The sequence below is a fragment of the Nostoc sp. CmiVER01 genome (assembly GCF_034531135.2).
Lineage (GTDB): Bacteria > Cyanobacteriota > Cyanobacteriia > Cyanobacteriales > Nostocaceae > Nostoc.
The window spans coordinates 311,130-323,362 of sequence record NZ_JAVRBU020000002.1 but is presented as its reverse complement, the minus strand read 5'-3'; the positions used below and the strand labels follow the sequence as shown (position 1 = coordinate 323,362).

The 12,233-nt window shown below is 42.9% G+C and carries 9 protein-coding genes; 5 read left to right on the top strand and 4 right to left on the bottom strand.

From position 1 onward, the window contains the following. Positions 1 to 141: 141 nt before the first annotated feature. Positions 142 to 882, top strand: a complete 741-nt coding sequence (locus RMZ43_RS04105; RefSeq protein WP_322654565.1) for a dienelactone hydrolase family protein — start codon at positions 142 to 144, stop codon at positions 880 to 882. 26 nt (positions 883 to 908) lie between these two features. Here the strand turns inward: RMZ43_RS04105 and RMZ43_RS04100 are convergent, their stop codons facing one another. The 3 genes from RMZ43_RS04100 to RMZ43_RS04090 are packed head-to-tail and all read right to left on the bottom strand — an operon-like array spanning position 909 to position 3,615. After that, complete coding sequence (locus RMZ43_RS04100; protein ID WP_322647538.1) at positions 909 to 1,865, bottom strand: N-acetylglucosamine kinase; 957 nt, start codon at positions 1,863 to 1,865, stop codon at positions 909 to 911. A gap of 14 nt (positions 1,866 to 1,879) precedes the next feature. Continuing rightward, the gene (locus tag RMZ43_RS04095; protein WP_322654566.1) at positions 1,880 to 3,145 is read right to left on the bottom strand and encodes an AmpG family muropeptide MFS transporter; all 1,266 of its coding nucleotides are present in this window, start codon (positions 3,143 to 3,145) and stop codon (positions 1,880 to 1,882) included. A gap of 47 nt (positions 3,146 to 3,192) precedes the next feature. Next, complete coding sequence (locus RMZ43_RS04090; protein ID WP_322654567.1) at positions 3,193 to 3,615, bottom strand: GxxExxY protein; 423 nt, start codon at positions 3,613 to 3,615, stop codon at positions 3,193 to 3,195. 58 nt (positions 3,616 to 3,673) lie between these two features. Here RMZ43_RS04090 and RMZ43_RS04085 point away from each other — a divergent pair, with 58 nt between their 5' ends. From RMZ43_RS04085 to cysC, 3 genes are all read left to right on the top strand, one after another. Then, positions 3,674 to 6,658, top strand: a complete 2,985-nt coding sequence (locus RMZ43_RS04085; protein ID WP_322654568.1) for a valine--tRNA ligase — start codon at positions 3,674 to 3,676, stop codon at positions 6,656 to 6,658. A 166-nt stretch (positions 6,659 to 6,824) separates the two neighbouring features. After that, positions 6,825 to 7,259, top strand: coding sequence for a hypothetical protein (locus tag RMZ43_RS04080; RefSeq protein ID WP_322647535.1), 435 nt, complete (start codon positions 6,825 to 6,827; stop codon positions 7,257 to 7,259). 119 nt (positions 7,260 to 7,378) lie between these two features. Further along, positions 7,379 to 7,939 (top strand): adenylyl-sulfate kinase, encoded by a 561-nt coding sequence (gene cysC / locus RMZ43_RS04075; protein WP_322654569.1) that lies wholly within the window; start codon positions 7,379 to 7,381, stop codon positions 7,937 to 7,939. A 170-nt stretch (positions 7,940 to 8,109) separates the two neighbouring features. Here the strand turns inward: cysC and RMZ43_RS04070 are convergent, their stop codons facing one another. Beyond that, on the bottom strand, positions 8,110 to 10,098 hold the full coding sequence (locus tag RMZ43_RS04070; RefSeq protein ID WP_322654570.1) for an ABC1 kinase family protein: 1,989 nt from the start codon (positions 10,096 to 10,098) through the stop codon (positions 8,110 to 8,112). Positions 10,099 to 10,409: 311 nt separating this feature from the next. On the opposite strand from RMZ43_RS04070, the gene recN reads away from it, so the two are divergent. Continuing rightward, positions 10,410 to 12,158 (top strand): DNA repair protein RecN, encoded by a 1,749-nt coding sequence (gene recN, locus RMZ43_RS04065; protein ID WP_322654571.1) that lies wholly within the window; start codon positions 10,410 to 10,412, stop codon positions 12,156 to 12,158. Positions 12,159 to 12,233: the final 75 nt, after the last annotated feature.

Below are 12,233 nucleotides of genomic sequence, written 5' to 3'. Positions count from 1 at the left end.
TTCGCAACAAACTTTCACTGGGGATATTAAATGATTGCAGTGATGATAAAAGAACGCAAAATTGTAAGTTGAAAGTAACCGGATGCTGCGGCGCTATAGTGTAGAAGCTAATTACAGCAAGCGGAACACGGAGACAAAAAAGTGCAAATCACTAAGCGCAACGTTGAGTTAAGAGTAGATGGCAGCTTAATGCGTGTTTATGTTGCAGCTCCCAAAGCAGCAGGAAAATACCCTGGTATTGTCTTCTACAGTGATATTTACCAATTAGGTGATCCAATGATTCGTCTAGCTAACTACTTAGCAGGATACGGCTATGTAGTAGCAGCCCCAGAAATTTTTCACCGAATAGAACCAGTTGGTTCAGTAATTGAGCCAGATGATCTTGGAAGGATGCGGGGTAATGACGATGCGCGTCGAACCGCCGTAGCTGATTATGATGCCGATTGCCTTGCTGTGATTGAATTTCTAAAAACAGAGAGTGCGGTTTCTCCAAATCAAATAGGTACTCTCGGCTTTTGTATTGGTGGACATTTAGCTTTCCGCGCCGCATTTCAAAGCGAAATTCGGGCTTGTGTCTGCTGTTACCCTACTGGTATTCCCAGTGGTAAACTGGGTAAAGAGGTAGCCGATACAATCCAGAGGGTAAATGAAATTCAAGGCGAAATGCTAATGGTATTCGGTACTCTTGACCCTCATATACCAGAGAGCGATCGCCAAACTATAATAAAAGCAATTGAGAATGCTAACATTCCTCACCAAGTTTTCTTGTATGAAGCAGAACATACATTCATGCGCGACGACGGTTATCGTTATGATTCTAGTGCTAGCACCGCAGCTTGGGCTGAAATAGTAACTTTCTTGGGGCGTATATTTGCAGAGTGAAAACTCCTATTATTGCTTTCTTCGCGTCAATTTTGAGTTGTTTGCAACGCTAACAAACCAGCACCATAAGCAGGTTCATACCTCGGAAAAATTACCTTTACATTAGGAAATTTATTAACAAGAGATGCTGCAAATCTTTCATGGATATTGCATCTACCACGCCAGACACTTCCCGTTGTAACTACTTCTAAAACTGAGTCGGCAGTAAAAATCGCATCAATTACTGTAGATGTAGCTTTTACTAACTCTTTTACAGCATCATCAATTATCATATTCGCTACTATATCGCCTGACGCTGCTGCAAAATCTACAACTGGTGCTAAAGCTGCTATCTGTTTAACTCCCCATTCTCGACGATATACTACTTCTATTAAATCTTCTATACTTTCCAAATCAAGATGCTGTTTGAAACCCTCTATCAAACTCGTTGATATTTCCCGTCCATCATCAGATTTTAATGCTGCGTTCATGCCTGCGATCGCAATTTTATAAGCACTACCTTCATCTCCTAAAATATATCCCCAGCCGCCGACTCGCTTAGTATGTCCTTCATGATTTCGTCCGAAAACTATCGAACCAGTACCTGCTGCAACCACAATTCCTACAGGCTGACCAATTCCACCAACTAAAGCAATTAAAGCATCGTTACAAATTACAATATTCGCTGGTTCTAACGCCCAATCAATAGGCGATTTGTTCTTCTGCAACTCTTTAACTAAACTTTTTACTACTTCAATATCTGCTGCACGACCTACACCTGCTAAACCCAGACATATCGCATCAATATTCACAGAATTTGTAATTATTGCTGCCTCAATCGCATTTTTAATCGCTGTTTGAATAGATTGTAAAGTTGCTTCGATACCTATACTCTGATAATTAGCTGGGCCTGCTTCACCACGACCTAGCACCTGACGCAAATCATCCATCAAGATACAAACAGTCTTGCTACCGCCACCATCTATTCCTAAAACATAACTCATGGATTGCAATAATCTTAATTATTTTGATGCTTCGGTTCTTCTTTTAAAGGTATAAAAAATAGAGCAATCATCCCAGGAATGGTCAGCAAACAAATCAAGACAAAAAATAATGGATAGCCAAGTGCTTTTTGCAAATAACCGCTAACTAATCCGGGTAACATCATTCCTAAAGCCATAATGCCAGTAGATATGGCAAAATGAGAAGTTTTATATTCGCCTTGGCAAATATACATTAAATAAACACTAAAAGCTGTAAATCCAAAACCATAGCCAAATTGCTCTAAGGAAACCAAGGGATACACTAATGTTAGTGAAGGCTTAGTGTAAGCCATATACACATAAAAAATATCAGGTAAATTCAATGCTAAAGCCATAGGGAATAAACATTTTTTTAATCCATATCTAGAAATTAGTAAGCCTCCTAAAATTCCTCCACAGATTAGGGATATTACCCCAAATGTCCCGTAGACTAGCCCGACATCTGATGTTGATAACCCTAAACCTCCTACTTCTGGTTTGTCCAATAAAAATAAAGAGGCTATCTTCACAAGCATTGCTTCACCAAGTCTGTAAAGCAGTATAAATGCTAAAATATTTATAATATTATCTTGAGCAAAATATGAGCTAATAATTGACCAAAAGGGGATTATTTTTGTAGAGTGTAGCTGTTCTTTATTATCTGACTCAGGTAAGGGTAAAAATAGGCGATGAGAAATAAACAAGATTGCCAAAATTAAAGCTGAGAAGCCAATAGCTAGAGTCCAGCTTAAAGGAATATTATTGAAATATACTTCAAGCTGACCTGCTAAGACTACTAATATTCCTGAACCGAAGATAACAGCAAGTCTATAAAAAAGTGAGCGAATGCCGACAAAGAAGGCTTGTTGTTCTGGAGATAAAGCCAATAGATAAAAGCCGTCGGTGGCAATGTCATAAGTTGCAGAAATAAATGCTCCTATTGTTAATGTTGCGAGGGAGATGAAAAAGAAATTTGGCAGTTGTAAGGAGATGGCTATCAAAGCCAAGCAACAGAACATGGCAAATTGGGTGTAAATTATCCATTTGCGTTTGGTAGAGTAAGTATCGACAATTGGGGCCCAAAACATTTTGATGACCCAAGGTAGATAGAGAAAACTTGTCCACAGGGCAATTTGAGTGTTATCTATTTCGAGTTTTTTGTAAAAGATTACGGAAACTGTGTTGATGATGATGTAAGGTATGCCGGAGGCAAAGTAGAGGGTGGGGATGAATTTCCAGGGGGAGGTTGTTTGATTTTTCATGGGTTTGAGGAACGAACCGCCAAGACGCCAAGTGCGCCAAGAGAAGATTAAGAGAGGATGATGCGTTTGATGCCGTCTTTGAGGAGAGGGACGTTAAAGTTGATGAGGAGGGCTAGCGGGTAATGAGTCATTTTAAGGTAGGAGAGGACTTGAGCTTCGTGGATAGGGGCTAAATTTTGGACAGCTTTTAATTCCACAATTAGACAATTAGCAACCAAAAAATCTAATCTACCCTTGCCTACTTCATGTCCTTTGTAATTTACTGTTACCGACTTCTCAACCAAATGAGGTATCCCGCACCTGAAAAATTCTATAATTAGCGCCTCCTTATACACCTCCTCCAAAAACCCTGGCCCCAACACCCGATGCACCTCAATCGCCGCCCCAATCACAGCATAAACTAATCCATCCACCTCCTCACTTGGCTCCCTTCTCTTGGCGTCCTTGGCGTCTTGGCGGTTCGTTTCCATCAATCCCTCTCCAACCCTATGGCAAAATTTATTAAAGTCCTTCCTTAGTTTGCCCAGCATGACCGCAACCATTCCCAATCTCCCCAGTCTCTACGATCCCTTTTCCACCGAAGCCAAGTGGCAAAAATTCTGGGAAGACAACCAAGTTTACAAAGCTGACCCCAACAAAGGCGGCGAACCCTACTGCATCGTCATTCCCCCCCCAAATGTCACCGGCAGCTTACACATGGGTCACGCATTTGAAAGTTCCTTGATTGATACTCTCGTGCGCTACCATCGGATGCAGGGGCGCAATACCCTGTGGCTACCCGGAACTGACCACGCCAGCATAGCTGTGCATACTATGCTGGAAAAGCAACTCAAAACAGAGGGTAAGACTCGCTACGAATTGGGGCGCGAGAAATTCCTAGAACGCGCTTGGCAATGGAAAGCGGAGTCTGAGGGAACGATTCTGAATCAGCTACGCCGCTTGGGTGTCTCGGTGGACTGGTCACGGGAAAGGTTTACCCTGGATGAGGGTTTATCTAAAGCTGTTGTCGAGGCATTTACTCGTCTTTACGAAGAAGGCTTAATTTATCGTGGTGAATATTTAGTTAATTGGTGTCCAGCTTCTGGGTCGGCGGTGTCTGACGTAGAAGTGGAAAATCAAGAGGTGAATGGAAATCTCTGGCACTTCCGCTATCCCCTCACCGATGGTTCCGGTTTTGTAGAGGTGGCGACAACTCGACCAGAAACAATGCTGGGCGATACAGCAGTAGCAGTTAATCCCAATGACGATCGCTACAAACATCTCATTGGTAAAACTGTAACTCTGCCAATTCTACAACGAGAAATTCCGATCATTGGCGATGAATATGTTGACCCCACTTTCGGCACAGGTTGCGTGAAGATAACTCCCGCCCATGACCCGAATGATTTTGACATGGGTAAGCGTCACAATCTGCCGTTTATCAACATTATGAACAAAGACGGCACTCTCAACGCCAACGCTGGGGAGTTTCAAGGACAAGACCGCTTTGTTGCTAGAAAAAATGTGGTTTCTCGCCTAGAAGCAGATGGCTTTTTGGTGAAGATAGAAGATTATAAACATACCGTTCCTTACAGCGATCGCGGTAAAGTACCTATTGAACCTCTCCTCTCGACTCAGTGGTTCGTCAAAATTCGCCCCTTAGCTGATAACACTCTCGAATTCCTCGACCAACAGACTTCTCCAGAGTTTGTCCCCCAACGCTGGACTAAGGTTTATCGTGATTGGCTAGTAAAACTCACTGATTGGTGTATCTCTCGCCAATTATGGTGGGGACACCAAATTCCGGCTTGGTACGCTGTCAGTGAAACGGATGGACAAATTACCGATAACACGCCGTTTGTAGTGGCGAAATCAGAAACCGAAGCTTGGGAAAAAGCTAAATCACAATTTGGCGAAAATGTCAAGTTAGAACAAGACCCAGATGTGCTGGATACTTGGTTTTCTTCTGGACTTTGGCCGTTTTCGACTTTGGGCTGGCCGGAACAAACTCAAGATTTAGCAACTTACTACCCGACTACCACTTTGGTAACAGGCTTTGATATCATCTTTTTCTGGGTAGCCAGAATGACTATGATGGCTGGGCATTTTACGCAGCAAATGCCTTTTCAAACAGTTTACATTCATGGCTTGGTGCTGGATGAAAAAGGCCAGAAGATGTCAAAGACCAAAGGTAATGGTATTGACCCTCTGTTATTAATTGACAAATATGGTACTGATGCCCTGCGGTATACCTTAATTAGAGAAGTGGCTGGTGCTGGTCAAGATATCCGCTTAGAATACGATCGCAAAAAGGATGAATCAGCATCAGTAGAGGCATCCCGCAACTTTGCAAATAAGTTGTGGAACGCTGCCCGATTTGTGATGATGAATTTGGATGGACAGACACCGCAACAATTGGGAAATCCAATAGCCACAGAATTGAGCGATCGCTGGATTATCTCGCGGTATCATCAAGTTGTTAAACAAACCACTAATTACATCGATAATTACGGTTTAGGGGAAGCAGCAAAAGGACTCTACGAGTTTATTTGGGGTGATTTCTGCGATCAGTATATTGAACTAGTGAAATCCAGATTGCAAGCAGATGCCGATCCAGTATCGCGGCGGGTAGCACAGCAAACCCTCGGCTACATACTAGAAGGGATTATGAAACTGCTTCATCCCTTCATGCCTCATATTACCGAGGAAATTTGGCAGACTCTTACTCAACAATCAGGAGATTCCCCGCAAACTTTACCATTACAAACCTATCCCCAGGTAGATGCAAACTTAATTGATTCAGCTTTAGAAGAACAGTTTGAATTGCTGATTGCCACTATCCGCACAATTCGGAATTTGCGAGCTGAGGCGGATATTAAGCCAGGGGTAAAAGTTACAGTGAATTTGCAAACTGAAAGTGAGAAAGAGCGGGAAATTCTCACTGCTGGACAGTCTTATATTAAAGATTTGGCGAAGGTTGAGACTTTAACTATTACCGACAAGCAAGCAAACCAAACTGTTGCTGCGAAAAAACCTCAAAGAGGTTTGAAGACAATTGGCTTAATTATTGTGGCCATTATCTTTGGTAGATTAGGTTTAGCTGCGGGAAATGCCATTAATGACATTCCCATCGTCGGAACTTTCTTTGAACTAATTGGTTTTGTTTACACAGCGTGGTTTGTTAGCCAAAATTTATTAACTGCTCAAGCTAGACAAAAGTTATGGAGACAGTTTTTTCCGCAGAAAGAATTAGAACAACCACAAGAAACAGAAAATGCGATCGCAGGTGTAATTGGTACAATACAGGTGCTAATTCCTCTAAGCGGTGTGGTAGATATTGAAGCTGTACGTGCCAAGCTAGAAAAAAGCTTAAGTAAAGCTGAAGCCGAAGTTCAATCCCTGAGTACCAGATTAAACAATCCTAGTTTCGTAGATAGAGCTAGGGCTGATGTGGTACAAGGAGCGCGGGATGCTTTAGCAGAAGCACAAAAGCAAGCTGAAATTTTGCGCGAGCGCCTCAAGGGGTTATCGTAGCGATCGCCTGCGTAGCTTAGGATAACTGTAATGGGTAATGAGATTATTAATTCTCAATTACCCGTTACTAATTAACAAGATCCAAATCTCAATTCTGGGACTTATTATTTTATTAAAATTTTTTAATTTTTAATTTTTAATTTTTAATTGGAGCGAAGCGACCCTCATGCTATATCTAGCCCAGGTGCGTAAAAACGATTTTTTAGACCAGCACCAGTTACGCTTGTTAGCGCGTCAAGAAGCTGATAACTTGTGGGCGATAATTCCAGAAGAGGCTTTCATTCTGCTAGGAAAGGGAAAAGTCATGAGTGAAAACTTGCTTGTTTTAGTAGAACTTTCCTCTACAGGCGACATTGAAAGGCTAGAGGATGCCACCAACTGGGTACTCCATCTGGTACAAAGCTATCTCACCATAGGCATTACTCCAGAATTTTTGCAGCACGAAGCAGAACGAGCAGAACATTGGCGACAATCCCTGACGTTGCAAAACCAAGACTTAGCGCGGCGTTCTTTAGAATTGGAAGCTAGACGCGAACAAATTCAAGCCTTAGAAGAAAGCCTCAAACGCGACAAAAATGGTGATCCCCCAGAGGAAAGTTAAAAGTTTGCAATTGTATTGTCCATAAAACCACGATACCCTCCAATGTGTATTTATTGACCTAAAATTAGCCAAAAAAGCATTTTTTTGGTCTGCCATTTGAAGTGTACAGTGGAGGTAAGATGAGACAACAAGAGTATGGCGTGACAGTATGGTTCACTGGTCTAAGTGGTGCAGGTAAAACTACTATCTGTAAATTCGTGGAGAAGGAACTGCGGATACAGGGATACAGAGTTGAAGTTCTAGATGGCGATGCAGTACGTCAAAACCTATGCAAAGGATTGGGTTTCAGTAAAAAAGATCGAGAAGAGAATATTCGGCGCATTGGTTTTGTAGCTCATCTTCTTAGCAGAAATAATGTAATTGTATTGGTTTCGGCCATTTCCCCATATCGTGAAATTCGGGAAGAAGTGCGCCAAAGTATTCCATCTTTCATAGAAGTTTACGTCAATGCATCATTAGAAGTTTGTGAACAGCGAGACGTAAAAGGGTTATATAAAAAAGCAAGAGCCGGGGAGATTAAGCACTTCACTGGTATTGATGATCCTTATGAAATACCACTCCGTCCGGAAGTCGAATGCAAAACGAACCAAGAAATTGTTACCCAAAGTGCAACTAAGGTCTTAGAAAAGCTGGAAGAGTTGGGTTATATAGTTGCTAGTAAGGAATTATTTATGAGTTAAAGAAAGTTTTTAATAAGAAAGAATTCAGGAGTCAGGAGTCAGAATTCAGAATTTAATTCTCTGCGATATTTACTGAGGGTGTCGTACCACTTGCCTACGGCACTACGTGCAGCGTCTCGTAGAGAGCATCAATATTTCTGAATTCTGCATTCTTCAACTCATAACTTTTGCTAAGATGCCAATAATTGCCTAACTAACCTGGCTACAGCCTTTTGCGTAAAGCGATTGGCAATTTGTTGACTCAAACGCTGTACATCTGAATTTACCAATAACTGGGCAATTTTGGGCGCAAGTTCTATTGGATCAAAGCCTCGTGTTTCTCGGAGAATACCTAATATACGTTTGATATGCTCCAGGGTTTGTTGTTGCTCAACTGTCGCCGCCGGAGTTTCATTAACTGCTGTCAACCCAACGCGTTCCCGCAGCAAATAGGTGAAGTTATGCAAAACATTTTTACCTAAAGCATCAAGGCCATTAACAGATTCATCTACTAGCTTGTCACGAATAAAAGCACCACGTTCAGATGCTAGAAATTCTATCCCCTGATTCAGCACTAAATTAAAGTCGTAGTCTTGACTATTACGCGCATTTTTTAACAAGTTTTCTAAGCGGTTCCAGCGAAATCTGCCATCTTTAAATAGCAAATCTTGCAATGATGCTCTTAATTGCGGTGCTGGATCGGTTAACAGGCGTTTAGAAACGTAGGGATAAGCTTCGCTGAGGACTTTAAAGTTGGGATCTATATATATTGCAATACCTTCTAGCGTCACCAGAGAGCGAATAATTAAGGCGTAGTAGGGCGGTACACGGAAAGGATACTCATACATTAAAGCCGATAGTTCATCGGTAATGCTTTTAATGTTGAGTTCGGCAACGCTGGCTCCTTGGGCATCAGCAAAGACTCTGGCAAAAGCTGGGATAATTGGTGTTAAATCGGTTTCTGGTGATAAAAAATCTAACTTAACGTAGTCTTTTGCTAATCCTTCAAAGTCGCGGTTGACGACGTGGACGATCGCTTCAATCAAACCATAACGCTGTGGTGGCTTAATCTCGCTCATCATGCCAAAGTCGAGATAAGCTAACTTACCATCGGTTGTTGCTAACAAATTACCAGGGTGGGGATCTGCATGGAAAAATCCATGTTCTAGCAACTGGCGCAGGGAACACTGCACACCCACTTCAATTAGATAACGAGCATCTATACCTTGGGCGCTAATTTCTTCTGTCTGGGTTAATTTAGTACCGTTAATCCACTCCATCGTCAAGACGCGACGATTGGTATATTCCCAGTAAATTTTCGGTACATATACGTCTTTTATGTGACCGTATAACTCGAAAAATCGCTCGGCATTTTCGCCTTCATGGATGTAATCCATCTCTTCAAAAATGCGATCGCCTAATTCATCAAGAATCCCAACTAAATCACTTCTTACCCGTTTGACCTTTTTCTGCACCCAAGAGGCGAGGTTACGCAAGATATACAAGTCAATGGTAATCCCCTCTCTTAAGTCGGGGCGTTGAACTTTAACAGCAACTTCTTCACCAGTTTTTAGCTTGCCTTTATACACTTGCCCCAATGAAGCCGCAGCAATTGGCTGGGCCGAGAGTTCTGCGTAAACCTCTTCTGGAGGAGCGCCTAATTCTTCTTTAATAAACTGGTAAGCAATTTCGTTAGGAAAAGGCGGTAATTGGTCTTGTAGTTTAGTTAATTCTTCTAGATATATCGGAGGAACTAGATCGGGTCTGGTGGATAAAGCTTGGCCAATTTTGATGTAAGCAGGCCCTAATTTGGTCAGCAATACTCGTAATTGAGTAGCTCGGCGGCGATCATTTTTGACGACAATTCCCCGTTTACTATCCGACCACAATCCAAAAACAAAGGATAGAGTCGGCCCCAACACGGCGAAAATCCGCCGTAGAACTTGCGCTTTTCTCTTTTGGTAATGTGCCGCTATACCCACAGGATCGTAAAGCGTCTCAGGTTGGGCTGTTGTCCTCAACTGTTGGGCTGCTAAGAGTCTTGGCGAGCGCACAACTAAGCTCGATGTACCATCTTCTGGCACTATATCAATAACGTCCAGTTCGCCTCGGCTAGTCGTGCCGTTGCTACTGTCCTCCTGAATCGGTCGGGAACTAGGGGGAAGTGTCTTAACAATCATGAAGAATGGCCACCAGTCAGAACGATCACATTAAGTATTGTAACAATATGTTTAGAAATTGGGAATTGGGAATAGGCATAAGAGGCAGAGGGGCAGGGTGCGGGGGGCAGGGGGAAAAATTACTTTTCTCCCTTGCTCCCTGCTCCCTTGCTTCTTCCCCACTCCCTACTCCCTACTCCCCTCTAGTCTGCTACACTTAAACGGGCATACTAGTTCAATCGTATTAGGTATTGCTAGTTGCTCACAGATGAGACTTATTATCCTGTAAGTTGGAAGTATCCGGCATCTGCCCTCATGGAGAATTTGGCTTGATGTTGCTTTGCCTGCGAATTGAAAACTTTGCCCTAATTGACCAACTGGAATTGGAATTTGGCGCGGGACTAAATGTGTTAACAGGTGAAACCGGCGCTGGAAAATCGATTATCTTGGATGCCATTGATGCCGCTTTGGGCGGTAAAGTCTCTAGTCGAGTCATTCGCACGGGAACAAGTCGGGCGATGGTAGAAGCGACTTTCACCTCAAACGCGCCCCTAGCCGCTTGGTTAACCGAACAAGAAATAGATTTGCTTGATGAAAATTCCGTAGTCATTAGCCGAGAAATCACAGCTACTGCTAGTAATATCCGCAGTCGATCGCGGGTGAATGGCGTGTTGGTAAATCGGCAGATTATGGGAGGAATGCGCGATCGCTTGGTGGAAATCACCGCCCAAGGTCAAACTGTACAAGTGGGACAATCTGCTCAAGTCCGCGATTGGTTGGATTTATATGGCGGTGACTCTTTAATGCAGCAGCGTCATAAAGTCGCCACGAGTTTTAATGCTTACCAACAGGCGAATTTAGCACTAGAAAAACGCCGGACATCAGAACGGGAACGCTTACAACAACTCGACTTGCTTACTTATCAAGTGCAAGAATTGGGAGCAGCCAATCTGAGCGAACCTGATGAATTGGAACAGTTGGGACAAGAACGGGAACGCCTGAATCATGTCGTCGATTTGCAACAAATGAGTTACAAAGTTTATCAAGCTTTGTATCAAAACGATCATGAAACTCCCGCCGCAGGTGATTTATTGGGAGACAGTGAGGCGATATTAAATGACATGGTGGAATATGATACGCAATTGCAACCCCTATTAGAATTAGTGCGGGACGCGCAAGCTGCGGTAATGGAAGTGGGAAGGCAGATTAATGCTTATGGGGATGGATTAGAAGCCGATCCGCAGCGATTGGAAGAAGTGGAAGAACGGATTCAAGAATTAAAGCAAATTTGCCGTAAGTATGGGCCGACACTTACAGAAGCGATCGCTTATTACCAGCGTATCCAAGGAGAATTAGCCCAACTTAATGACAGCGAACAATCTATCGAAAAGTTAGAACAGCAAGAAAAGGCATGTTTTGAAAAACTCACCCAAGCAAGTAATCAGTTAACTCAATTGCGGAGTAAAGCAGCTGCTAATTTAGAGTCACGTTTGATAGCTGAACTCAAGCCCCTAGCGATGGAAAAGGTGAAATTTTTGGTTGAGATATTACCAGCTTTCCCAACTGCTATGGGAGCAGATAAAATTACTTTTATGTTTAGTTCCAACCCTGGAGAACCACTGCAACCTTTAACAGAAGTTGCCTCTGGTGGGGAAATGAGCCGCTTTTTACTGGCGCTGAAAGCTTGTTTTTCACAAGTTGATGCGGCTGGGACAATGGTATTTGATGAAATTGATGTTGGGGTTTCGGGAAGAGTCGCCCAAGCGATCGCGGAAAAATTACACCAGCTAAGTCAACGCAACCAAGTATTATGTGTTACCCACCAGCCCTTAGTTGCAGCGATGGCCGATCGCCATTTCCGCGTGGATAAGCAAACTATCAATCAAGGCAAAGGTAAAAAAGCCAGCAATGACAACACCGAACAGCGTACCGTTGTCAGAGTTACTACCTTGGATAATTTAAACACTCGCCGGGAAGAATTAGCACAGTTAGCTGGTGGTAAATCTGCAACTGACGCGATCGCTTTTGCAGAATCTCTATTATTACAAGCTGCTAACCACCGTCATGGCAAGCATACTTGACCAAATAATTACGAATTACGTTAGCGCAGCGTTAGCGGGTCTTCTCCCAAGGGGAGACGCTGCGCGAACGAGCGT